This window comes from Paenimyroides ummariense (assembly GCF_900115115.1).
Lineage (GTDB): Bacteria > Bacteroidota > Bacteroidia > Flavobacteriales > Flavobacteriaceae > Flavobacterium > Flavobacterium ummariense.
In genome coordinates, this window is the sequence record NZ_FOVI01000005.1 from 1 (window position 1) to 24976 (window position 24976).

Sequence of the window (24976 nt, forward strand, 5' to 3'; positions counted from 1 at the left end):
ACCTCAAGTTAACAAAATTTGAGGACAATAAAAAAAATCCCCGACAAAAAACATGTCGGGGATTATACCAAAGACCTTTTTAGACAGCCTCTTTTGTTTATGGTTGCTTAACGTAACGTAAATAAGGTTTAACAATATTTACTTCACCAAAAAGTTCTTGTGCTTTTACCGTATCAACAGCTGGTGTAACAATACAATCATCACCATTTTTCCAATTAGCCGGCGTTGCCAATTTATGTTGATCTGTTAATTGCAAACTATCAATAACGCGAATAATTTCATTAAAATTTCTACCTGTACTTGCCGGGTATGTTAAGGTTAAACGTACTTTTTTATTTGGATCGATCACAAAAACACTTCTAACTGTTACGGTTTCACTTGAATTAGGATGAATCATATCATACAAACCCGCCACATTTTTATCTTCGTCTGCAATAATAGGAAACTGCACAGAAACTTCTTGTGTTTCGTTAATATCTTCAATCCATTTATTATGACTTTCAACTCCGTCAACACTAATAGCAATTGCTTTTACATTGCGTTTAGCAAATTCTTCTTTTAATGCAGCTGTTTTACCTAATTCGGTAGTACAAACGGGTGTAAAATCTGCAGGATGGCTAAATAAAACGCCCCAGCTATCATCTAAATAATCATATAAATTTAATCTTCCTAAACTGGTATCAGCTGTAAAATCGGGTGCGATATCTCCTAATCTTAATGACATATTATATATTTTTTAAAATTAATCTTCACAAAAATAGTAAACTTTTGTTTAATCACTACTAAATCAATGAAGTTTAATTTTAATAAAATATTGTTAATTTTGTAAACAGATAATTTAGTATATGCTATCACAAAAATCGAAATATGCTTTAAAAGCTTTAGGTTACCTTGCAAAGAATCAGGCAGGCGGCCCCGTACTTATAAGCACCATTTCTAAAGAGAAAAAAATTCCGCAGGCTTTTTTAGAAAATATTTTTCATGAACTGAAAAAAGCAGGTTTTTTAACGAGTCACCGAGGCAGATTTGGTGGTTACACATTGTCTGACGATCCAAGTAAAACAAAACTTTCATCAATTATACGAGTTGTAAACGGACCGTTAGCTATGTTGCCATGTGTAAGTTTAAATTTTTATGCAACATGTGATGATTGCTGCGAAGAGACCTGTGGTTTGCGTGGTATTTTCCAAGATGCACGGGATGCATTGTTACAAGTTTTAGAAAACAGATATCTTTCTGATATTATGGATAAGGATGTAGAATAAAAAAAGCAATCTTCACAGATTGCTTTTTATGTTAATTTTTACTGATTCTGTAGATTTTACCGCTATCAGTAACCGCATATAATGATTGATTCTGATGCGATGCCAATACATCTCGGAAACGTTCTCCTTTGTCTGCCAACAAACGTTCTTCGCCTGCTATTCTGTTGTTTTTAATTACCAAACGAATAATATGCTGACCACTTAAAGCACCTAAAAATAAATTATGCTGCCATTCGGGAATGGTATTTCCTGTGTAAAAATCCATTCCGCTTGGTGATACCGACGGATCCCAGTAATAAACTGGTTGCTCCATGCCTTCTTTTTGGGTTATTCCCTCGCCTATTTTGTTTCCGTTATATTCCAAACCGTACGAAATAACAGGCCAACCATAATTTTTACCGGGTTCTATAAAATTGATTTCATCACCTCCTTTAGCACCAAATTCAGATTCCCACAATTGTTTTGTAACGGGATGAAACGCCAAACCTTGCGGATTTCTGTGTCCGTATGAATATATTTCGGGTTTAGCATTAGCCGTGGACATAAACGGATTACCCGAAACCGGTTGCCCATTTTTAGTAATTCGGACAATTTTACCCAAAGCTTTGTCTAATTGTTGTGCTTGCGGACGTGTAGCCAAATCAGACCGTTCGCCTGTGGTTGCGTACAAATTTCCTGCATCGTCAAAAGCTAAACGGCTACCATAATGCAAACTTCCGTTGTACGAAGGTTCGGCTCTGTAAATTACGGTTGGGTTTTCAATCAATTTTTCATCGGTAGATAATTTTCCTTTAGCAATTGATGTTAAATTTCCGTTGCCAAATGGTTCAGAAAACGACCAATAAATCATTCTGTTCGAAGCAAAATCGGGATCCAACGCAACATCTAACATTCCGCCTTGTCCACCGGCATCAACCGCAGGAAATCCTAAAACTTCGGTCATCATTGTTCCGGTTTCAGAAAAAATCTTCATGGAGCCACCTTTTTGGGTTACTAACAAATTGTTATTTGGCATTGCAACAATTGCCCACGGACTCACTAAATCTGTAGCGATAACATCAATTTTAAGATTGGTTGTTGTTTTTACACTTCCAATACGGGTTTGCCCTTCAAACGCTGGTTTGTAATTGGTGTTTGGCTGCTGTGTTTCAACCGGATCACCCAACGGAACAGTGTCTTCTGGCGAAGTAGAATTGTCATCGTTGCAAGAGAAAATTCCCAGCAACATAAAAACGGGAATAAAACTAAAATTTCTTTTCATAGCGCAAATATTTATAATTATTCAAACCTAAAGTTACAAAAAATGCAATAAAATATTTATTTACAAAGAAATTATGATGTTAAAAATGATTTATCTTACCAAAAATGTAATAAAATCGAATCATAAAATCAATCAACAACGTCAGAAAATATAATTTTAAAATAAGATATAAATAGTTAAATTTGATGTTTAAAACAAGATTCAAAATAAATTAAAATATAGCAAAATGATTATTAAACCAAGAACAAGAGGTTTTATTTGTTTAACATCGCACCCAGACGGAACGGCGGTTAACATTAAAAATCAAATTGATTATGTTAAATCACAAGGCGAAATTAAAAACGGACCAAAGAAAGTTTTGGTAATTGGTGCTTCTACCGGATTTGGAATTTCTTCACGTATAGCAGCGGCTTTTGGTTCGGGTGCTGCAACAATTGGTGTTTTCTTTGAAAAACCAGCTGCCGAAGGCAAACCAGGAACTGCAGGTTGGTACAATTCTGCTGCTTTTGAAAAAGAAGCGCAAAATGCAGGTTTGTATGCAAAATCTATCAACGGAGATGCTTTTTCTGATGAAATTAAACAACAAACCATAGATTTGATTAAGAAAGATTTAGGAACGGTTGATTTAGTTGTGTACAGTTTGGCATCGCCACGCAGAACGCATCCAAAAACGGGTGTTGCGTACGCGTCGGTTTTAAAACCAATCGGACAAACATTTTCTAACAAAACGGTTGATTTTCATACAGGTGTTGTTTCTGATATTACAATAAATCCTATTGAAAGTCAAGAAGATATTGATAATACCATTGCTGTAATGGGTGGTGAAGATTGGAGATTCTGGATGGAAGATCTACAAAAAGCGGGTGTTTTAGCTAATGGAGTTAAAACGGTTGCTTATTCGTACATTGGACCAGAATTAACCTTCCCAATTTACCGCAACGGAACTATTGGTCAGGCGAAGAACGATTTAGAAGCTACTGCATCAACTATAAATACTATTTTAAAAGATTTAAACGGAGAAGCTTACGTTTCTGTTAACAAAGCTTTGGTAACGCAGTCAAGTTCTGCAATTCCTGTGGTGCCACTTTACATTTCGCTTTTGTATAAAGTTATGAAAGAAAAAGGTATTCATGAAGGAACGATCGAACAAATGTACCGTTTATTTAATGACCGATTATATACTGCTGATGGAACTATTCCTTTAGATGCTGAAGGTAGAATTAGAATTGATGATTGGGAAATGCGTGAAGATGTTCAGCAGGAAGTTGACAAATTATGGAAACAAGCTACTACTGAAAATTTAGAACAGATTTCTGATATTGAAGGATACAGAAATGACTTCTTTAATTTATTTGGATTTAACTTTGACTCTATAGATTACGATGCTGAAGCTAACGAACAAGTTAACGTTCCAAGTATCTAAAATAATTTAAAACTATACTTAAAATCGCACTAACTATTTAGTGCGATTTTTTTATTTTATAAAAAAATCAATTTCATTTTTTTAAATAATGTATTATCCATCTTACAAAAAATATCAAAATTTAACATATAAACAAAATCTATTTTAAAATATAATTATTTGATTATCAAAAATTAAAATAAATTTATTTAAATAATAAGTTAAATATATTAAATTAAAATTGTTTACAAATAAATACAACCATTGATACATTATTTTAAAATACTTAAACAATTAAAACAGACAATATTATAATCTAGATACAGTATAATTTAAAAAAATGAATAGCGAATTCTATATTTAACTAAAGAATTTACAAAAAATTTAATTTGAAAATTCACTCAAAAAATCGTAGCTTCATTAAAAGATAAATCATGAACGATCAGTTAAAGAAAAGTCAACTAAAAAAACATAAAATGTTAGCCACAGGTTTGTTTCTACTTATGGCTTTTGTATATATTTTAATGATGTATCTTTTAAAAAACAATCCGCAAAAGTGGATGGAATATGTTCGTGCGTTTTCAGAAGCCGGAATGGTTGGTGCATTGGCAGACTGGTTTGCAGTTACAGCCTTGTTTAAATATCCGTTAGGTATAAAAATTCCACATACAAATCTTATCACAAACAATAAAGATTCGTTAGGTGAAAATTTAGGAAACTTTGTCAGCACAAATTTCCTGACTGCCGATACTATTCGTCCGTATATTGATAAACTATCAATCAGTGAATATTTAAACGATTGGCTTTCCAAAGAGAAAAACCAACAGCTTATACACAATGAATGCAGTAAAATTATTCAGCGTATCATTAGTAATTTGGATGATGAATCTATCGCCGAATTTTTAGCGACCAAAGGTTTTGAGCTTACAAGCGAAATCCGATTAGAAAAATTGGCAGCTACTTCCCTACTTTATCTTTTAGAGCAAAATGAACACGATCGTTTGTTGAATATTATTTTGCCACAGGCTCAACATTACGTTGAAAATAACCGGGAATTGATTTATAAGAAAGTCGTTGAAAAACAACCAATACTAGGTTTAATCGGCGGAAAATCGGTTACCAATCAGTTGATTTCGGGTATTACTACTTTTTTAGAAGAAATTGAAAAGAATCCAAATCATGATATTAGAAAGTCGGTTACTTTAAAGCTATATCAGGTGGTTGAAGATTTGAACGAAAAAGACGACTGGCATGATAAGTTCGATCAAATAAAAGAAGAATTCATTACAAAAGAAAAATTGTACGAATACACGAAAGATATCTGGCTGCGACTGAAAGAAGATATGCTAGAAAAGTTAAGTGACCAAAATGCTACTTTTAATCAATATATAAAACAAAATATCCAGCAAATGATTGTGAGTTTTAGAGAAGATCAAACAATGCAGGAAAATATCGACAAATATGCTAGACAATATGTTTACAAAATGGTATTGAAAAACAGTAATGAAGTCGGAAAGATTATTACAAATACGGTTCAAAAATGGGACGGAACTGAATTAAGCGAGAAAATGGAATTAGAAGTTGGTAAAGATTTACAATACATTCGCATAAACGGGACGTTGGTTGGCGGACTTGTTGGGTTGATTATTTACACGCTCACTCATTTATTTTTATAAATGCTACAATTCAAATGAGATTCCTCCTTCGTCGGAATGACAAAATACATTAACAATTATCATAAAAAAACGGAAACTTTAAGTTTCCGTTTTTTAGTATTTAGATATTTTTATCATGCTTATATTTAAATAGAATAGCAAATAAAATGGTTACAACCAAAGCATAACCTGCAAAAATGTACCACGAAGTTTGCCAACCTGCTATTTGCGCTTCAGCACTTTCACTTGAAAATACAAAATGATTTACAACCGCTTGGGCACCTAACATTCCAATAGTAGCTCCAAATCCGTTGGTCATCATCATAAAAACTCCTTGAGCCGATGAACGAATGTTCTTATTAGTTTCTTTATCAACAAACAATGAACCTGACACGTTAAAGAAATCAAACGCAATTCCGTAAACAATCATTGATAAAACAAACATCCAAACGCCATCGCCAGGATTTCCCGTAGCAAAAAGTCCGAAACGTAAAACCCATGCAACCATTGCCATAAGCATTACTTTTTTTATACCGAATTTCTTTAAAAAGAAAGGAATTAGCAAAATACAAAGTGTTTCGGATACTTGCGAAAGAGAGATTAAGGCATTAGCATTCTGTGCTCCCCATGTTTGAGCAAACTCAGGAATTTTCTGAAAGCTTTCGATAAACGGATTGGCGTATCCGTTGGTAATTTGAAGAGAAACCCCTAATAGCATCGAAAAAATAAAGAAAATTGCCATTTTTCGTTCTTTGAATAAAGCAAAAGCTTTTAAACCTAACGTATCTGCAAGCGTTTTTTTCTCTTCATCTTTACAAATTGGGCAATTAGGAAGCGTAAAACTGTACAAAAACAAGATAATTCCTAAAATTCCCGATACAAAAAACTGACTATAGGTGTTTTGAAAACTTAAGAAATTAGCACTTTTACCTAAAAAACTAAAGGTAATAGTACCGTTTTCTGTCCCCATAAAATTTACTAACAACATAGCAAAAATAAACCCAACAGTTCCTAATGTTCGAATGGGCGGAAACGCTTTAATAGTATCAAAATTATTATTTGTAAGAATAGTGTACGAAGTAGAGTTTGAAAGTGCTATTGTTGGCATGTAAAAAGCGACACTGCACGAATATAGTAAGAATAATGTTGAAAATTCAGCCTCTGTACCGGTTGTCATTCCGTAGTATCCGGCTAAAATGATAAATGCAGCAGCCAACGCATGACAATATCCCAATAATCTTTGAACGGGAATCCATCTATCGGCAACTATCCCCATAATGGCAGGCATTATAATAGAAACAATTCCTTGCATTGCATAAAAAAAGCCGATTTGTTCCCGCATTCCAATAGAAAACAGATAACTTCCCATTGATGTTAAATAAGCTCCCCAAACAGCAAACTGTAAAAAGCTCATTATTGTTAATCGTAATTTTATGCCCATTTGTATCGATTTAAAAAAAGTGTGTAAAAGTATAAATTTTTAGCGGTAAGAAAAAGCCTAAACAGCATTTATGGCTTTGTGTGCCAAATCTAAAATTAAATTAAACTGTTCTTCTTTTGTTAGGTTTGAATTATCTATCATTACTGCATTTTCTGCTACGATTAAAGGGGAATCTTCGCGGGTAGAATCAATTTTGTCGCGTTCCACAACATTTTTCAGAACTTCATCAAAAGTAATATTTGGAGATTTTTCCTGCAATTCTAAATATCTGCGTTCTGCTCTGATCTCAGCCGAAGCCGTCATAAAGATTTTTAATTCGGCATCAGGAAAAACAACGGTTCCAATATCACGACCATCCATCACCACACCTTTATCAATGCCATATTTTTTTTGCTGCTGAACCAATTTCGTTCTAATGGCTGAAACTTCGGCGATTTTACTTACAAAATTCGATACTTCGATTGATCTTATTTTATCTTCCACATTTTCATCGTTCAGATAAATTTCGGCAAAACCCAAATCTTCATTAAACTTAAACGACAAAAAAACATGATTTAAATTGGCAACCAATTGGTCGGCATCAAAGGTATCAGAAGTAATAAAACCTTGCTGCATGGCAAACAAGGTTACGGCACGGTACATGGCACCGGTATCGATATAAATATAATTTAAGGTTTTTGCCAGCTGTTTTGCCAGCGTGCTTTTCCCGGTTGATGAATGACCATCAATAGCTATGGTTATTTTTTTCAAAAGAATTTATTTTATCTGCAAAAATATTACAGTTTAACCGATAAGCCAAACAAATTGGTGTTTCCAGCCAATGTAAAGCGGTTGTAAGCGTATTCTATTCTAAAACGTTTTACCTGTAAGCCAAAACCTGCGGTAAAACCTGCAAAACTGCGTTGTTCTACCAACTTCATTTCTTCGCCGTTTTTAAAGTTATATCCTAAACGAATGTTGAAGTTTTTTTCTGGAAATAGTTCGATACCAACCACTACGTGTCGCATAAGATTGTTACCAAAACCAACTTTTTCTTCGGTAACATTATTTTCTAAATCAACTTGTGAGCGGTTTGGGTTTGAAAACGAAATATCCCATTTCTGAAGATTATCTAACGTTAAATGCCAGCGAATCGGTACATTTTCTAATAATTTACTGAAACCTAAAACAACTTCGAACGGTAAACTTTCGCGCGTATCTTCGTAGCTAGACAATTGTCCTCCCAAATTTTTTGCCGTTAAACCTACAGCCCAACCTGTTTCAGGATCATTATACAAACCTCCGATATCTGCTGCAACAGCAAACGAATTATAGCTTTCTAAGGTTGATGAAATAGCTTTAATGTTTGCCCCCACAGAAAAATTGGTATCTTGAAAAGGATGCGCATAACCAACTGAAACCGCGATATCGTTACCCGAAAAAGATCCGGTTGCCGTACCGTTTTCATCGTAACCATCCATAGATCCGTAATTTAAAAAGGTAACACCCACATGAAAATTACGTCCGTTTTTAAATTTGTGTGCATAAGCTGCAGATCCCAAACTTGTATCGCCGTAATATCTACCAAAATTTACCGCCAGCATGTTGTTCATTTCGTCGTTTAACGATGCCGGATTGTATAGTACCTGATTTACTTCGTTGCCCGTTATGGTTGCATTGCTGCCACCTAACGCCGCTTGTTTGGGCGATGTGGGCATTTGTAAAAACTGATAAGCATCTTTGCCACCTACCTGAGCAGTTGCAGTTGTTAATGTTATTAAAGAAACTAAGGTTAATAGTTTACGCATGTTTAGTTGAATTACATGAAAACGAATATATAACTTTATAACGACAGAATAAAAAAATTGGTATGTTTTCGTGTGGAAATTTTGAAACAAACATCTTAATTTTGTCTTACTAAAGTTACTTTATAATCTTTATCTTCTAAAAACTCAATGTTCAATAGTAGATAAACTGTTTCTAATCTATTATCGTAGAAAATTTTAAGATAAGTATTTTCTTTTTCATTAATGATTTTTAGTTTATGTGGGAGATTTTTCGGTCGTGTAAAAGAATTCATAAAAAAACTTCCGTTTCTATAGCCTCCCGTACCTTGATAAAAATATCTAGCTGAAGAAAAACTCCATCTAATTATTTTTTGATCTTCGGGAATTTTATGTCTAAAGAAAACTAAAGTGTCATTTTCAAAATATACATCTTCTTTATTCTCAGCTATCCATTTAATATCACTAGGTCTTTCTAATTTAAAAAGTGACTTAAATTTTTTCTTTAAATCTTTTTCTTGTTGACCTAAACATATTATTGGTAGTAAAAAGAATATAATTATAAGTTGCTTTTTCATTACAGTGTTTCATTTTAAAAAATAAAAATAACAAAAAAAGCTAATACATTTCTGCATTAGCTTTTTAATCAATTTATAGTTCCATTAAACTTCTTTAACAGTAAGCTCTTTTGCGTTTTTAACCTTCTGGTTTGTCAATGCTAAATCAATAACTTCGGTCATTTTATCAACGTAATGAAACGTTAATCCCGTTAAATATTCCGGTTTTATTTGATCGATATCGCGTTTGTTTTCTTTACAAAGAATAATTTCTTTAATATTCGCGCGTTTTGCAGCCAATATTTTTTCTTTAATACCACCAACCGGAAGTACTTTTCCACGTAAGGTAATTTCACCGGTCATTGCTACATTTTTCTTGATTTTACGTTGGGTAAAACTCGAAACCATTGAGGTTAACATAGCAATACCTGCCGACGGACCATCTTTCGGTGTTGCACCTTCTGGAACGTGAACGTGAATTTTGTATTTATCGAACACTTTTGCATCAATTCCAAACAAATTACTGTTTGATTTAATGTATTCCAACGCAATCGTTGCCGATTCTTTCATTACATTCCCTAGATTTCCGGTCATTGTAAGCGTTCCTTTTCCTTCAGAAAGTATCGATTCTATAAACAAAATATCTCCACCTACGCGTGTCCAAGCCAAGCCTGTAACAACTCCGGCAACATCGTTTGTTTCGTATTTATCGTAATCGTATTTAGGTGCACCTAAAATTTTAATGATATCTTCTTCGGTCAGTTTTTCGTTGAATTCTTCTTCTAAAACAATCGATTTTGCAATATTTCGAACAATAGTTGCAACTTCTTTATCTAACCTACGCACACCCGATTCACGTGTGTATTTGGTAACAATAAACTCCATTACTTTTTTAGGAATACTGATTGTCTTAACATCTAAACCATGTTCTTTTAGCTGTTTTGGAAGTAAATGTTGTCTTAAAATCTCGGTTTTTTCTTCAATAGTGTAACCGTTCATTTCAATTACTTCCATACGATCCAACAACGCAGGCTGAATGGTATTTAAGCTGTTTGATGTAGCAATGAACATTACTTTTGAAAGATCGAAACCTAATTCCACGAAATTATCATAGAATTCTTTGTTTTGTTCCGGATCTAAAACTTCTAACATGGCACTTGACGGATCGCCCTGATTACTGCTTGAAAGTTTATCAATTTCATCTAAAACAAACACCGGATTTGATGTTTTTGCTTTTTTGATAGATTGAATAATACGCCCCGGCATCGCACCGATATAGGTTTTACGATGTCCGCGAATTTCGGCTTCGTCACGCAAACCACCTAACGAAATACGAACATATTCGCGGCCCAATGCTGTTGCAACCGATTTTCCGATTGATGTTTTACCAACACCTGGTGGTCCGTATAAACACAAAATTGGCGATTTCATATCGTTTCGAAGTTTTAAAACCGCCATGTGTTCAATTACACGGCGTTTAACATCTTCCAACCCGTAATGGTCCTTATCTAAAATCTTTTTTGCGTTTTTAAGATCGAATTTATCAACTGTGTATTCATTCCAAGGCAATTCCAACAAAAGTTCCAAGTAATTTCTTTGGATAGAAAATTCTGCAACCTGCGGATTCATACGCTGCATTTTGCTTAATTCCTTATCAAAATGCTCTTGAACTTTAGCATCCCATTTTTTAGATTTCGCTTTCTTACGCATTTCTTCGAATTCTTGCTCGTGCGAAACGCCACCCAATTCTTCTTGAATCGTTTTTATTTGCTGATGTAAGAAATATTCTTTTTGCTGCTGATCTAAATCAATACGGACTTTGGTTTGAATATCGTTTTTTAAATTCAATTTCTGAAGTTCGGTATTCATTCTGCGCAGCGTTTCCAACGCGCGTTCTTTTAAATCGTTTTTCTCTAAAAGAGCTTGTTTATCTGCAACATCAAGATTTAGGTTTGATGAAACAAAGTTTACTAAAAACGAATCGCTTTCGATATTTTTAAGTGCAAAAGCAGCTTCTGATGGAATATTCGGGTTTTCGCGAACAATTTCCTGCGCCGTTTCTTTAATGGTTTCAATAATCGTTTTAAACTCTAAATCGTTTGCATCTGGCTTCGCATCTTCAGCTTCAACAACTTTTGCCTTTAAATACGGATCTTCCTGAATAATTTCATCAATTGCAAAGCGCTTTTTGCCTTGTAAGATTACGGTAATATTACCATCGGGTAATTTTAGCGTCTTTAAAATCTTCGCAACGGTACCAAATCGGTACACATCATTTCCTCCAGGAACTTCAACTTCCTCGTTAAGCTGCGCAACAACCCCGATTGTTTTATTTCCTTCTAAGGCTTCGTTGATTAATTTGATAGATTTATCGCGCCCTGCCGTAATAGGAATTACAACACCTGGAAACAAAACCATGTTACGTAAAGGTAATATACTAAGTTCTGTAGGGATTTCTTCTTTGTTCATTGCCTCTTCGTCTTCTTGAGAAAACAACGGAATAAATTCTGCATTTGAATCTAAATCTTGAAGTGACAAATTGTCTAATGATATAATTTTTTCGTGTGACATAAATATTTTATAAGTCAAAATGTCATTATAAAAGATAAATAACATTTTAAAACATTAAGTTCGTATGTATTTCTAACTAAGTACTAAATGTTTCAATATTTATGCCAATAAAAAAAACCTTACAATTGTAAGGCTTTATGATATTAATAATTTATATAATTGAAATTTCCTTTTGTTATTCTTTGTGGTTCTAATGTCAAATCAATATCTTCATCTTCAATTTCAGTAGGAATAAGTAGATAATCAAAATTTCCGCTCATATATCTTGCTACATCGTTTATACGTGTAACGTTTCCATAACCTGCATTTTGATTTTCTTCAGCATTTAATGTGGAATAAGTTACCCAAAACCTATTAAATTTACCTTCTTCTTCTTCATCTGGCACCATTTCCTGTACGTTTAAAGTAGCGCTACTTAAAAGATTGCTAGGATTCTCGATACTTAATCTGCTAGGAAAATTACCTACTGTGAAAGTACTAAACTGAATAATTAAGTTAGCCGCTTTGTAACGCAATTCAGGATTTGAAGTATTTTCGTGATGAACTAATGATAAGCGTGCGTTAATGGAAATGGAATTTCCATTAAAATCTACTGTTACTTTATCAGTCACAACTGTTTCTTTAGCATTTAAATCGAAACTTAATATAGGTGTTCCTGGTAAACTATCATCCTTTACTTTTTCATCAATAGGCTCTGTTTCACATGATGCAAATCCAGCCGATAAAACTACTGATGCCAAAATATATTTTAATTTTCTCATAAGATTTAGTAAGAATGTTAAATTTATCCAAATATAAAATTATTTTTTTTACATACGAAAGTATTTGTAAAAATATTATTTATTTTAACTAATTGCTTCTTTTTTTCGAGTTTTAATTAATAAAATAATTCCTATTGCAAAAAACACCACTAAAAATAAAATAGCATTTTGCATTTTGCCTGTAATTTGAGCTATTCCTCCGTAAATAAGCATTCCTATTACAATTCCAATCTTTTCGGTTACATCATAAAAACTAAAAAACGATGTTGTATCAGTTGTTTCAGGTAATAATTTTGAATAAGTTGATCTTGAAAGCGATTGAATTCCGCCCATTACCAAACCAACCATTGCTGCAACTATATAAAATTCTACTGGTTTTACAACAAAATAGGCACATATACAGATAAAAATCCAAGCGGCATTTATTACAATTAAGGCATTAATGTTTCCTATTCTTTTTGATAATTTCGATGTAAGAATCGCTCCAACAACTGCAATTAGTTGAATAAGAAGAATACTGACGATTAATCCCATTTGTCTTTGATCGTCGTCTTCCCATTGAACTTCTTTCTCCCCAAAATAAGCAGCGATAATCATTACGGTTTGTACTGCCATACTGTAAACAAAGAAAGCACCTAAGTATCCTTTTAAAACGGGATATTGCTTTAATTCTTTAAAAATTCGTTTTAATTCTCTGAAACCTGAAAAGAACGCTTGAGCGCTGATCCTTTTTGAATTTCTAAAATTTGGTAACAATCTGTAAGAAATCTGACTGAAGCCTAACCACCAAATTCCGACCAAAATAAACGAAAACTTCATTGCCTGCATAGGTCCGTCGAAACCAAAAAGTTCACTTTTCATAACCATTGTCAAATTGATAATCAACAAAATTACCGATCCAATGTATCCTAACGAATATCCTTTGGCAGAAACTGCATCTTGTTGCTCCGGAAAAGCAATATCGGGCAGATAAGAATTATAGAAAACCAAACTTCCCCAGAAACCAATCAATGCCATCATATAAAAGAACAGACTTGTATAAAGATTGCCTAAATCGAAAAAATAAAGCATCATACAAGAGATAGATCCTACGAAACAAAACAATTTCAAGAAAAACTTTTTATTACCCAAGTAATCAGCGACACCCGATAAAAGCGGAGAGATAAAAGCTATGATTAAAAAACCAATGGCAGTTACGTAGCTTATAATAGATTCGCTTGGTGTGTCGATACCAAAAAACGAAGCAGATTTTTTATCTTCTAACCTAAACAAGGCTCCGTAAAACAGCGGAAAAATAGAAGATGAGATCACCAAGGCATATACAGAATTTGCCCAATCGTAAAAAGCCCATGCGTTAAGAACTTTTTTTTCGCCTTTTATATATGTTTTCATAAAGAAGAAATAAAAAGGCAGTTTTACAACCGCCTTTTAAATGAAGTTAATATTTTTTACCAAATTTAGCAGCTTCTGCCTTTGCTTCCGGAATTAATTTTTGAATGTTTGCAATACGCGTTTTATCGCTTGGGTGAGTGCTTAACAATTCCGGAGTTTTACTGCCGCCTTGAGCCGACATTCTTTGCCAGAACGAAATAGCATTATCGGGGTTATATCCAGCAATTGCCATTAACATTAATCCTAAACGGTCTGCTTCAGATTCATCGCTTCTGCCGTATGCTAACATTGCCAAGTTTGATCCTGTTCCATACAACAAGCCTAATCCTTGCTGAACTGCTGCCGAACTACCAGATGTTGCTGCACCTAAACCTTGCGCTACACCTGCTTGGATCAGAGCCTTATCCATACGCTTGCGGCTGTGGCTTAACAAAGCATGTGCAACTTCGTGACCCATAACGGTTGCTAAACCTGCTTCGTCTTTCGTTACTGGCATAATTCCGGTAAATACGGCGATTTTTCCTCCAGGCATACACCATGCGTTGATTTCTTTGCCTTGAATCAATTTATATTCCCATTTATAGCTGGAAATTTGATCTTGAAATCCTTTCGATGTCATCCATTTTACTGCTGCATCTTTAATTTTTGTTCCAACATTCTGCACTTTTGTAGCATCGGCTGTACCCGTAACCACTTTATTCTCCTTTAAAAAGGTGGTATATTGCTGATAAGCTGCCGGAATTAACTGTTCGTTTTCATTTGTTAATGCCAATCCTTTCTTTCCCGTTAGCGGGTTTGTAGCACACGCCAGCATTAAAGCTGCCACGCTGCACAATACTAATACTTTTTTCATAGCTAAATAATTTAATCATTAAATTTTTCTAAAATTATAAAATATTCCAAACAATACCTTTTAACTTTGTTTACAAAAGTAAAAAATATGGCACAAAAACAAGAAAAAGTTTTAGAAGTTCCACGTTATATTAAAAATACATCGAAGGTTTTACAAACATTAAATAAAAATATGGCAGCTGCGTTTGCCCTGAAATTGTTTGAAACACCAATTAAATACAAAATGCCAAAACGCGAACAAAAAATGTACGAAGTTTCGCATAAATCGAAATTAATCTTACCGGAAAGCGGCAAAGAGATCGTGGTTTACGAGAATAAATTCGGACCTAAAAAAGTATTACTTGTTCACGGATGGAATGGTCGCGGCACGCAATTGGTATCTATTGCAAAAGCTTTTAAGGAATTAAATTATACCATTATTAGTTTTGATGCTCCCGGTCATGGAAAAAGTGCGAAAACGACTGCTAATATGAAACATTTTATTGAAGCTGTTTTTGAATTGGATAAGAAATATAATGGTTTTGATGTAATGATTGGTCATTCGTTAGGCGGCATGAGTGTTATAAATTCTTTAGGTAGAGGATTGCAAACAGACAAAGCTATCATTATTGGCAGCGGAAATACCACAAAAGCCATTACCGAAGATTTTTTAGGAACTATTGGAATGAAACAAAAATTAACGCCAACATTAATCAATATGTTCGAAAGAAAATACAACGACAAAATGACCAATTACGATGTTGCCGATCAGGCGTCAAAAGTAAATGTTCCGGTTTTAATCATTCACGATAAAAATGATAAAGACGTGCCTTTTACGGCTGCCGAAGCAATTTCAAAAAACCTGCAAAACAACGAATTATTAATAACAACAGGATTAGGACACAGAAAAATTTTAGGAGATGAGAACGTTATTGAAAAAATCGTACAGTTCGTTACCAATTAAACTATTTTGGATATTTTTATCTTTACAATTGGTAAGCTGTAAAGAACACAACGCCAATGCACAAACCCAAACAACAAAAACTATGACAGAGAAAGATTGGAAAGAAAAACTAACGCCCGAAGAATATTATATTTTACGCGAAAAAGGCACAGAACGACCTTTTAGTGGCAAATACAACGATTTTTTTGAAAAAGGATCTTACGTTTGTGCTGCCTGCGGTAACAAATTGTTTAATTCCGATGCAAAATTTGATTCATCATGTGGTTGGCCATCGTTTGATCAAGCTATTGAAGGATCGGTAACTTATACAAAAGATACATCGCACGGAATGATTAGAACCGAAGTTACTTGTGCAAAATGCGACGGACATTTAGGTCATGTTTTTGATGACGGACCAAAAGATACCACCGGAAACCGTTACTGCATGAATTCAGTTTCTATAAAATTTGTTCCTGCTGATTAATACATCAACTTAATATCTTTCAAATTATAACACTGTAAATCGTCATTTTCTAACTGCAAAACCAGCTGACCATGGCGATTTACTTCTTTTGTAATTCCGTTAAATAATTGTCCATCTTTACTTTCAAAAGTACTTACGCTATCTTTTCTAAATAAATGATTGTGGTAAAAATTCCATTCTTCATCTGTTTTATTTTCTAAATCATTCAAAATTTCCTTAATATTATCAACAATTGCGGTTAATAATTGCAAACGATCTGGTGCGATATCATACTGTTTTAAAATAGACGAAGCTTGCGGAAATCCGTCGAAATTTGTTTGTTCGCAATTAATTCCAATACCAATTATCGAACTTACACTGCCATTGACATGAATGTTATTTTCAATTAAAATGCCCGATATCTTCTTGTTGTATGACAAAATGTCGTTAGGCCATTTTACATAAATATTCGTTAAATTTAAAGAAATCAAAGCCTTTAATACAGCATTTGCAACCACTACATTCAGGGTAAACAGATTATCTGCTGTGGTCTTTTTTTCTTTTAAATAGATACTAAACGTTAGGTTTTTAGCATCTTCGGTAACCCAAACACTTCCCATTTGACCTTTTCCTTGCAACTGCATATCAGCCCAAACAACCGTAAAGTCGTTTAAATTAGAAGTAACAGACAGATTTTTTAAAAAATCATTTGTAGAAGATGTGGCATTGAGTTTGATTAAATACATTATAAATACTATCTTTAGGACAAAATTAATTTTTAAGACAATACAATTTAATAAATTTGCAATAATTAAAGTACAAAATAGTTACATGAGCGAAAACAAAAAGAACAATGAGGCTTTATTAGCCTTAATTATTGAAGGAATAGAAAACGTTAAAGGAGAAAATATTACCATTTTAGACTTAAGAGCCATAGAAAATACTGCCTGTGATTATTTTGTGATATGCGACGGAAATTCTAACACACAGGTTAATGCCATTTCCGGAGCAGTTCAACGTACTGTATCAAAAGAACTTAAAGACAAGCCTTGGCATGTTGAAGGAACTGAACAGGCAAACTGGGTTTTAATGGACTACATTAATATTGTTGTTCATATCTTTCAAAAAGAAACCCGCGAATATTATAATATTGAAGACCTTTGGGGCGATGCTAAAATTACCCAGGTAACTTCAAACCAACCAACACAGTAACCATTTTTATGAAGAATCCCGTAAATAATAAGCCCAAGTACAACCCTTGGATGCTTTATGGTGGCATTATATTTATACTTTTTGCTATTTCGCTTACAACTGGCGGAGGTAGTTTCGGAGGTAATAAAACCATAGGTCTTTCTACATTTTATAAGTATTTAGACGGTAATCAGGTAGAAAAAGTAGTTTTTAACAACTCGTCTGCGCAAGTTTTCTTAAACGAAACCGCAAAGAACACTGCCGAACATCAAAAAGATAACAAGCCTACACTGTTAAGCTCCATGTCAAAAGGTCCTGATTATGTTGTAGAAATTGCCAATAAAGATCTGTTTGAAGAGAAATTGATTCAAGCATCTAACGAAGGAAAAATTAAAGAGTTTTCTAACGAAAAAGAAAGCAACTGGGGTAGTATTTTATTATCATTATTGCCAATCATCTTAATTCCGGTAGTTTGGATTTTTATGATGAGAAGAATGGGCGGCGGCGCTAGCGGTGGCGGTGGCGGACAAATTTTTTCGATAGGAAAATCAAGAGCTCGTTTGTTCGATGAAAAGAATGATAGCCGTGTTACTTTTAACGATGTTGCCGGTTTAGAAGGTGCAAAAGAAGAAATTCAGGAAATTGTTGAATTTTTAAAGAATCCTGAAAAATATACTTCGATTGGTGGTAAAATTCCAAAAGGAGCTTTATTGGTAGGTCCTCCGGGAACAGGTAAAACCTTATTGGCGAAAGCTGTTGCTGGTGAAGCACAAGTACCTTTTTTCTCTTTATCAGGGTCTGATTTTGTGGAAATGTTCGTTGGTGTTGGTGCATCTCGTGTACGTGATTTATTCAAACAAGCAAAAGAAAAATCGCCTGCCATTATTTTTATCGATGAGATTGATGCTATTGGTAGAGCGCGTGGAAAATCGAATTTTTCAGGATCAAACGATGAACGCGAAAACACATTGAACCAATTACTTACCGAAATGGATGGTTTTGGTACAAACACAAACGTTATTGTTTTGGCAGCAACAAACCGCGCCGAAATTCTAGATAAAGCTTTAATGCGTGCCGGTCGTTTTGACAGACAAATTTATGTAGATCTTCCGGATGTTAACGAACGTAAGCAAATTTTTGAAGTTCACTTAAAGAAAATTAAAAAAGTTGAAAACCTTGATGTTGATTTTCTTGCAAAACAAACTCCAGGATTTTCGGGTGCAGATATTGCCAACGTTTGTAACGAAGCTGCTTTAACCGCTGCACGTAAAGGAAAAACCGAGGTTGATAAACAAGACTTTTTAGATGCTGTTGACCGTATTGTTGGCGGTTTAGAAAAGAAAAACAAAATTATTACACCAGAAGAAAAATATGCTATCGCGATACACGAAGCTGGTCACGCGACCGTTTCTTGGTTAACAGAGCACGCTGCACCATTGGTTAAAGTAACTATTGTTCCTCGTGGTATGAGTTTGGGTGCTGCATGGTATCTGCCAGAAGAACGTCAAATTGTGCGTACAGAACAAATGTTAGACGAGATGTGTGCAACAATGGGCGGTAGAGCTGCAGAGAAAGTTATTTTCGATAAAATTTCTACAGGTGCTTTAAGCGATCTTGAAAAAGTAAACAAACAAGCACGTGCAATGGTTACTATTTATGGTTTGAACGATTCGTTAGGAAACATTACGTATTACGATTCATCGGGTCAAAGCGAATACAACTTTTCTAAACCTTATTCAGAAGAAACGGCGAAATTGATCGATAAAGAAATTTCAGGTTTAATTGAAGGTCAGTACCAAAGAGCAATTGATTTATTAACAGAAAATAAAGATAAATTAATTCAATTAGCTGACTTACTTTGTGAAAAAGAAGTGATTTTTAGAGAAGATTTAGAAGATATTTTTGGAAAACGTGCTTTCGGTACTAAAGAAGTTATCGATATAACTACCGAAAATGGATCGGAAGTTATTTAAAATTAACACTTTAACCTAACATACAAAAACTTGGTTTAACAGTAAGTTGAACCAAGTTTTTTTTTATCTTTGAATATGTATAATGCCAAGATATACTTAAAAATTGCCAATGAACATATTTAAAAAATTTTTAAGCAGTTTTTCGTCTCCTCGTCAAGATAAGAATGAGGAGGAAGGTAAATATCTGCCTGAAAAAGAAACACCTGTCGACGAACAGTTTACGCATAACTTTAAGACGAACGGCGGGAAGTTTTTATATTGTGAAAATGAAGAAGAATTAGACGAAAACTTTATAAGTATTTTACAGGAAAACGATTGGTTTGAAATTGAAGCTTTAACGTTTGAAAAAGGACTTCAACACTTTTTGTCTGATAATAAACTGAATTATAAAAATCCTGCAAATCCTATATTCTTACTAACAAGCTGCGAAAGTTTAATTGCACAAGACGGATCTATTTTGTTCTCGTCAAAACAGTTATTTCATTACAAACCAAATGAGTTGCCTAAAAACATCATTGTTGTAGCAAAAGCCAGCCAAATTACGCGTTCTAAAAGCGATGGTTTACGCAATATAAAAATTAGGTATGCCAATGAAATACCTACAAATATTACCACAATGCAACATTTTAAAGAAAGTAAAAACGACGATTTTTTACAATACGGCATTCAGGCTAAAAACTTTTACCTGCTGTTATTAGAAGATTTTTAAACTATGAATGAAGTTGTAAAGCGCACCCTGTCGGGAATTTTATACATTGCACTATTAGTTGGTGCAATTTTATTTTCAAAAGATACATTCCTTGCACTTTTTGCGTTCTTTTTTATTGTGGCAGTTTACGAATTTTGTCAGCTGTACCACATCAATAAAATATCGGGTTTTATTTGGTCGATCCTTTTAGCATCTTCCTTTATTTTTGTAGATAATCTGCCAACTAACAGTATTTATCTCTCTTTTCTCCCATTTAGTATTTTTCTAATTATTGATCTTTTACAGAACAAAACATCTTCAAAACCATCAATATTTCAAAAATATCTGCACTTAACAGGCTATGTGGTGCTTCCGTTTTTAATCATCACCCAACTACCCTATTCAAACCAAAGTTACACGCCCCTATTGTTATTAAGTATTTTTATAATGATATGGTGTAACGACACTTTTGCTTATATTTGTGGCAAGCTTTTGGGAAAACACAAGCTTTACGAAAAAATATCGCCCAAAAAAACGATCGAAGGTTTTATAGGCGGATTAATTTTCACACAGGTTGCCGCTTTTATCATCTTTAAATACACCGATATTCAGGCATCGCTGCCATTTTGGATGTTAATTGGTTTAGGTATAAGTGTTATTGGGACCATTGGTGATTTGGTTGAATCCAAGTACAAACGCCAAGCTGGTATTAAAGACAGCGGATCGATCATGCCCGGACACGGCGGTATTTTAGACAGGTTAGACAGTATTTTATTTGCTGCACCCTTTTTATTTTTAATTTATAAAATTGTTATGTAATGTTTCATAAAGAAGGCGCTAAAATAATTTTAGTTACACTTTTAATTGCTGTTGCAATTATTCTTGGAGTTGAATATTTAATTTCGATACCTTGGTTAGTTAAAGCCATACAAATTGCTACTTTGTTGTTTTTGGTAATTGTTCTTCAGTTTTTTAGAAATCCAAAAAGAACATTAGACGATATTGCCGATCATTTAATCTTGGCTCCGGTTGATGGAAAAGTTGTGGTAATTGAAGAAGTTTACGAACCTGAATATTTTAAAGACAAACGTTTAATGGTATCCATTTTCATGTCGCCAATAAATGTTCACGTAACTCGATATGCACTTAACGGAATGGTAAAATACAGTAAATATCATCCGGGAAAATATTTGGTAGCTTGGCATCCAAAAGCCAGCGAAGAAAACGAACGTACTACGGTAGTTATAGACAATCCTGTTTATGGCGAAGTAATGTACAGACAAATTGCAGGTGCATTAGCTAAACGAATTGTAAACTACGCAAAAGTGGGGCACAGAGTTAATCAGGGCGATGATGCCGGATTTATTAAATTTGGTTCGCGTGTAGATTTGTATCTGCCATTAGGAACCAACGTAAATGTGGTGCTTAACCAAAAGGCTCGCGGAAACAAAACGGTAATCGCTAATAAATAAATGAACCAAACCGATCAGTTATTTAAAGAAGCTTTTGAAAAAGCGTCTGCAACACACATAAAATTACCGGACGATGTTCGTTTGCGTTTGTACGCCTATTACAAACAGGCAACTTTAGATTATACGCATAATTTTGTTTATCATGAAGTGGATCTAATTCGCGGATTTAAATTCAATGCCTGGAAACAAGTAGCACATTTAACACAAGAAGAAGCTAAAATTTTGTATATTGAACTTGTAAAATCATTAAAGCTATAAATTGTATGAAAAGAAACATTTTATTACTTACAGCAGTTACTTCTTTTTTACTTTTCAGTTGTAAAAATAAAGAAGAAATGACCGAAGTGCAAGTGCCAAGCGCAACTGCAAAAGATTCGATACCAGCAAAAGGAGACCCTAAATCTGTTGTTGCAAACCAAGGAGCTTTTCAAATGAAAGGTTTAAACTACGGTTACAACGATTTAGAACCATATATGGACGGACAAACCGTGGAAACACACTATGGCAAACACCATTTAGGTTATTGCAATAAATTGAACGATGCTGTGAAAGGCACACCTTTAGAAACAATGTCTATTGAAGAGATTTTGAAAGGGATGGATCTTAAAAACAGTGCCTTAAGAAACAATGCCGGCGGATACTACAACCACAACATTTTCTGGGAAATTTTAGGACCAAAAGCAGGCGGACGTCCAACAGGAAAAGTAGCCGAATTGATCAATAAAGATTTTGGAAGTTTCGATCAGTTTAAAACACAGTTCAGCGATGCAGCTAAAGGAGTATTTGGTTCGGGCTGGGTTTGGTTGGTTTATCAGAACGATGGTACATTGAAAATTACAACATCAATCAATCAAGATAATCCGTTGATGCCAAATTCTGAAGTTAAGGGATATCCGTTAATGAATATTGATGTTTGGGAACATGCTTATTACTTAAAGTATAAAAACGAACGACCAAAATATATTGAAAACTTCTGGCAGTTAGTTGACTGGAGTAAAGTTGAATACAGATTGTCATTAATCAAATAAAACAAAAAAGAGATTCTAAAATTAGAATCTCTTTTTTTATTAAAAACACTGTGGATTTCCAGAGATAAAAAATTTACATATTTCCTTTACCACAGATTGCTGCGCTTTATTCGCATTTTACTCTTACATTATACAGCAATATAATTTACAAAATATTACTTTTTAACTAGTTTTTTAACGGCTAAACCTTCGTTAGTTTGTAAATGTAACATGTAGGTTCCGATTGCTAAATTTTCTACGCTCAATTGAATATTAGTTTCGTTAGTAAATGTTTGTCTTTTTATTTCTTTGCCTGCTATATCGTAAACTGTTATTTGTTGTATCTGCATATTTTCATTGTTGGTAATATTTACAACATTGGTTGCCGGATTGGGGTACAAATTAAATTTATCTGCTAAAAAATTCTCTGCGCTTAAAATATAAGGTGGCACACTTTTTAAAGCCGTTATTTTAATGTTATCGTACTTGTTATTATCAACTGTAGTAGTGCTGTTCGTTGTAAATATGAAAGCCAATGTTTTTGGTTTAAAATCTTCTATTAAATTGGTAGAGGTGCTTGTTTTTAAAAAATCACCAACGGCTATGGTGTTAAAATAAGGCGTTTCAAAATATGCTTTTTTATTGTTATAATCTAAATATACAATTAAGGTGATCCAGGTATTAAAGGGTATTTTAGCAACATTAGTACTATTTTTATCTAATTTAATATTTTTACCAAGATCTTTACCAACAACAGCCATCTGATCAGCATGTGTATGAAATAAATAACTTATCAGTCTTTTATTTGCCAACCTAATATCACCGGTAGAATCATCACCTATTATTATATGCTGCCCATAACCATTAAATTGCTGCTGAACACCGCCTGTATAATAATCAATTTCAAACTTTAGCACGTTATTACCGGGCGTGCGTTGATCAATCAACGATCCTAAACCATTTTTTTTTGCAATAAGTCCAGTATCCAATGGGATTGTTGTGTCGTTTGACAAAGTAAGTACGTTGCCTTTATTTGCTTCGGTGGTAATAGTAAACAGATTGTTACTCTGTGCACCAGGAAGTAAACATTCTGTTAGCCAGCCGCCTTTGCCGGGTGTTGTGCCTGTAAAATCGGTACCTACATTGCCCTGTGAATAGCTGTTAAAAGTTTCGTTGTATAATACCTGGCTGTATAAGTTATTTAAACAAAATAATGCTGTTATAATATATATGCTCTTTTTCATAATCAATTAAAATTATTAAAGGCTGTTTTTAGGCAGCCTTTTTATTAAAATATTATTCTACTTTTAACGACAATGCAGAATTTTGCCAAAAGGTTATATGGTGTAAAAGAAAATCCATTACCAATGTTTTACTTACACTGCCACCTAAAATAGGTTCTGTGTGGTTTATGTTTTGGCGATCCACTATAACTTCAAAAGAATTACATGTTCCAGACCCTCCACTTCCAGAAGAATAAGACGTTTGATTACTAGAACCATCAGTATAATAGTATAAATCAAAACTTCCAAATGGTACATTTGCTTGTTGTTGTGTTCCACCAGGTGTGTCTTCTACTTTTTGCCAAGGTGTACTACCATCGTTCAATGTGTGAATTTCGGGATGCAAGTAATATTTACCTACAAAAGCACCGGCTTCAAAAACATCAACTTCATAGAAAAATACTTTGCCGTATTCTTTTAATAATGCTTCCTCTTGTGGAAGAACAGCACCTACAATATCAAACCCTGAAGCTCCTTGAGTATGTGTCCAAGCTTGCGGAGCTGGATATTTAGGATTTGATGGATTCATTGTAGGTAAATGGTCATTAATATCTTCAATTCTGGTTGCTTCAGCAGGAAGAAATCTTAACGGACTTGCTGTTCTTATAAGATTACCAACTTCTTGATGAATGCCTGCGTTAAAAGTATATAAATTTGGATATTGACCTGGATTTGCAGCCATGCTGACTATTGGTGTAGGGGGTGTTGTTAAGGGATTAGTTAAAACGCCATCATTAACACCATCAAAATACGCCAAACCTATCCATGCATAAACTTCTAAAGTATACGGAGAATAGTTTCCGTCAACACCACCATCACCATTCTCAAAAATATACGATGGCTGCTTATTAACATATGCTGCCCCTCTATTAAACCCTATATCCCAGGGTGAAAAATAGTTATCTGAAATATTTGTAAAACCATCTGGCCATAATCCTCCTGGATTAGTGTCATTGAAACTGTTAGTTTGATACTGTGAACCTGTTTCTGCATTTTGTTGATTAATGTCTTCAAACACACTGTCGGTTGTACATGCTGTAAGGCTTAAGGCAATTAC

The 24976-nt window shown here is 34.0% G+C and carries 25 protein-coding genes; 12 read left to right on the plus strand and 13 right to left on the minus strand.

Annotated elements, in window-relative coordinates; genetic code table 11:
- Positions 1–97 precede the first annotated feature (97 nt).
- A complete protein-coding gene (locus tag BM253_RS04870; RefSeq protein ID WP_091520109.1) occupies positions 98–724 on the minus strand; it encodes a peroxiredoxin in 627 nt (208 codons plus the stop codon).
- 121 nt (positions 725–845) lie between these two features.
- Here BM253_RS04870 and BM253_RS04875 point away from each other — a divergent pair, with 121 nt between their 5' ends.
- On the plus strand, positions 846–1265 hold the full coding sequence (locus BM253_RS04875) for an RrF2 family transcriptional regulator (protein WP_091520112.1): 420 nt from the start codon (positions 846–848) through the stop codon (positions 1263–1265).
- 31 nt (positions 1266–1296) lie between these two features.
- Here BM253_RS04875 and BM253_RS04880 read toward each other — a convergent pair whose 3' ends face one another.
- On the minus strand, positions 1297–2526 hold the full coding sequence (locus BM253_RS04880; RefSeq protein WP_218154367.1) for a PQQ-dependent sugar dehydrogenase: 1230 nt from the start codon (positions 2524–2526) through the stop codon (positions 1297–1299).
- 226 nt (positions 2527–2752) lie between these two features.
- On the opposite strand from BM253_RS04880, the gene fabV reads away from it, so the two are divergent.
- The gene (gene fabV, locus BM253_RS04885) at positions 2753–3949 is read left to right on the plus strand and encodes an enoyl-ACP reductase FabV (RefSeq protein ID WP_091520116.1); all 1197 of its coding nucleotides are present in this window, start codon (positions 2753–2755) and stop codon (positions 3947–3949) included.
- Positions 3950–4362: 413 nt separating this feature from the next.
- The gene (locus BM253_RS04890) at positions 4363–5604 is read left to right on the plus strand and encodes a DUF445 domain-containing protein (RefSeq protein WP_091520119.1); all 1242 of its coding nucleotides are present in this window, start codon (positions 4363–4365) and stop codon (positions 5602–5604) included.
- Positions 5605–5704: 100 nt separating this feature from the next.
- On the opposite strand, the gene BM253_RS04895 is transcribed toward BM253_RS04890, so the two are convergent.
- The 8 genes from BM253_RS04895 to BM253_RS04930 form a co-directional block, all read right to left on the minus strand.
- Positions 5705–7024 carry an MFS transporter gene (locus BM253_RS04895; protein WP_091520123.1) on the minus strand — a complete coding sequence of 440 codons (1320 nt, stop codon included), beginning with the start codon at positions 7022–7024 and terminating at the stop codon, positions 5705–5707.
- 57 nt (positions 7025–7081) lie between these two features.
- Positions 7082–7774, minus strand: a complete 693-nt coding sequence (cmk, locus tag BM253_RS04900; RefSeq protein WP_091520127.1) for a (d)CMP kinase — start codon at positions 7772–7774, stop codon at positions 7082–7084.
- 26 nt (positions 7775–7800) lie between these two features.
- Positions 7801–8811: a type IX secretion system protein PorQ gene (porQ, locus tag BM253_RS04905; RefSeq protein WP_091520130.1), complete on the minus strand. Its 1011-nt coding sequence runs from the start codon at positions 8809–8811 to the stop codon at positions 7801–7803.
- A gap of 95 nt (positions 8812–8906) precedes the next feature.
- Entirely contained in the window at positions 8907–9365 is a 459-nt protein-coding gene (locus BM253_RS04910) for a hypothetical protein (RefSeq protein ID WP_091520134.1), read from the minus strand.
- A gap of 84 nt (positions 9366–9449) precedes the next feature.
- On the minus strand, positions 9450–11915 hold the full coding sequence (gene lon / locus BM253_RS04915; protein ID WP_091520137.1) for an endopeptidase La: 2466 nt from the start codon (positions 11913–11915) through the stop codon (positions 9450–9452).
- A 143-nt stretch (positions 11916–12058) separates the two neighbouring features.
- Complete coding sequence (locus BM253_RS04920) at positions 12059–12676, minus strand: hypothetical protein (protein ID WP_091520141.1); 618 nt, start codon at positions 12674–12676, stop codon at positions 12059–12061.
- 84 nt (positions 12677–12760) lie between these two features.
- A complete protein-coding gene (locus BM253_RS04925) occupies positions 12761–14068 on the minus strand; it encodes an MFS transporter (protein ID WP_091520144.1) in 1308 nt (435 codons plus the stop codon).
- A 46-nt stretch (positions 14069–14114) separates the two neighbouring features.
- A complete protein-coding gene (locus BM253_RS04930) occupies positions 14115–14921 on the minus strand; it encodes a M48 family metallopeptidase (RefSeq protein ID WP_091520148.1) in 807 nt (268 codons plus the stop codon).
- Positions 14922–15008: 87 nt separating this feature from the next.
- Here BM253_RS04930 and BM253_RS04935 point away from each other — a divergent pair, with 87 nt between their 5' ends.
- Positions 15009–15863 carry an alpha/beta hydrolase gene (locus BM253_RS04935; RefSeq protein WP_091520151.1) on the plus strand — a complete coding sequence of 285 codons (855 nt, stop codon included), beginning with the start codon at positions 15009–15011 and terminating at the stop codon, positions 15861–15863.
- An 82-nt stretch (positions 15864–15945) separates the two neighbouring features.
- Positions 15946–16326, plus strand: a complete 381-nt coding sequence (msrB, locus tag BM253_RS04940) for a peptide-methionine (R)-S-oxide reductase MsrB (RefSeq protein ID WP_218154368.1) — start codon at positions 15946–15948, stop codon at positions 16324–16326.
- On the opposite strand, the gene BM253_RS04945 is transcribed toward msrB, so the two are convergent.
- A complete protein-coding gene (locus tag BM253_RS04945; protein ID WP_091520158.1) occupies positions 16323–17051 on the minus strand; it encodes a biotin--[acetyl-CoA-carboxylase] ligase in 729 nt (242 codons plus the stop codon). The genes msrB and BM253_RS04945 overlap by 4 nt on opposite strands.
- Before the next feature lie 85 nt (positions 17052–17136).
- On the opposite strand from BM253_RS04945, the gene rsfS reads away from it, so the two are divergent.
- The 7 genes from rsfS (at position 17137) to BM253_RS04980 (ending at position 22657) form a co-directional block, all read left to right on the plus strand.
- Positions 17137–17517 carry a ribosome silencing factor gene (gene rsfS, locus BM253_RS04950; protein WP_091520163.1) on the plus strand — a complete coding sequence of 127 codons (381 nt, stop codon included), beginning with the start codon at positions 17137–17139 and terminating at the stop codon, positions 17515–17517.
- A gap of 8 nt (positions 17518–17525) precedes the next feature.
- Positions 17526–19469 (plus strand): ATP-dependent zinc metalloprotease FtsH, encoded by a 1944-nt coding sequence (gene ftsH / locus BM253_RS04955; RefSeq protein ID WP_091520167.1) that lies wholly within the window; start codon positions 17526–17528, stop codon positions 19467–19469.
- A 109-nt stretch (positions 19470–19578) separates the two neighbouring features.
- The gene (locus BM253_RS04960; RefSeq protein WP_091520551.1) at positions 19579–20178 is read left to right on the plus strand and encodes an LUD domain-containing protein; all 600 of its coding nucleotides are present in this window, start codon (positions 19579–19581) and stop codon (positions 20176–20178) included.
- A gap of 3 nt (positions 20179–20181) precedes the next feature.
- Positions 20182–20976 (plus strand): phosphatidate cytidylyltransferase, encoded by a 795-nt coding sequence (locus BM253_RS04965; RefSeq protein WP_091520171.1) that lies wholly within the window; start codon positions 20182–20184, stop codon positions 20974–20976.
- Entirely contained in the window at positions 20976–21629 is a 654-nt protein-coding gene (locus BM253_RS04970) for a phosphatidylserine decarboxylase family protein (protein ID WP_091520174.1), read from the plus strand. The genes BM253_RS04965 and BM253_RS04970 overlap by 1 nt, the downstream gene beginning before the upstream one ends.
- The gene (locus tag BM253_RS04975) at positions 21630–21887 is read left to right on the plus strand and encodes an acyl-CoA-binding protein (RefSeq protein WP_091520179.1); all 258 of its coding nucleotides are present in this window, start codon (positions 21630–21632) and stop codon (positions 21885–21887) included. It abuts the gene before it with no gap.
- Positions 21888–21892: 5 nt separating this feature from the next.
- A complete protein-coding gene (locus BM253_RS04980; RefSeq protein WP_091520181.1) occupies positions 21893–22657 on the plus strand; it encodes a superoxide dismutase in 765 nt (254 codons plus the stop codon).
- Between the two features lie 155 nt (positions 22658–22812).
- Here the strand turns inward: BM253_RS04980 and BM253_RS04985 are convergent, their stop codons facing one another.
- A complete protein-coding gene (locus BM253_RS04985) occupies positions 22813–23880 on the minus strand; it encodes a T9SS type A sorting domain-containing protein (protein WP_091520184.1) in 1068 nt (355 codons plus the stop codon).
- Positions 23881–23932: 52 nt separating this feature from the next.
- The gene (locus tag BM253_RS04990; protein ID WP_091520188.1) at positions 23933–24937 is read right to left on the minus strand and encodes a hypothetical protein; all 1005 of its coding nucleotides are present in this window, start codon (positions 24935–24937) and stop codon (positions 23933–23935) included.
- Between the last annotated feature and the right edge of the window lie 39 nt (positions 24938–24976).